Raw genomic sequence first — 267 nt, 5'->3', positions numbered from 1 at the left:
CGCCGTCATCGGCCTAGTGGTCGTGTTCGCCGGACCCGGCGTGGCGGGCGCCATCCGCAACCAGTTCAACCAGGTGACCAACACGGTGGACTCGGGCACCGACGGCGATAACTTTATGAGCGCGGAGGAAAAGGCCTATCAGGAGGCGATGAAGACCGTCGTGAACAAGGACGCGAAGGACTGGACCCTTGACGAGCAGAAGGCCGCGGCAACCGACATCGCCGCCAAGGGCGAGGCTTCGCCCGCCTACGCCAAAGCCAAGGCCGC

At 65.2% G+C, this 267-nt stretch carries 1 protein-coding gene; it reads left to right on the top strand.

Annotated features, from left to right (window positions below):
• The coding region (locus DW029_RS02805; RefSeq protein ID WP_158572597.1) for a hypothetical protein at positions 1-267 on the top strand (267 nt) is incomplete at both ends.

This window comes from Collinsella sp. AF38-3AC (assembly GCF_003474365.1).
In the GTDB taxonomy this organism is placed as follows: domain Bacteria; phylum Actinomycetota; class Coriobacteriia; order Coriobacteriales; family Coriobacteriaceae; genus Collinsella.
The sequence above is the reverse complement of the archived record's forward strand: the minus strand, read 5'-3'. Positions and strand labels throughout refer to the sequence as shown.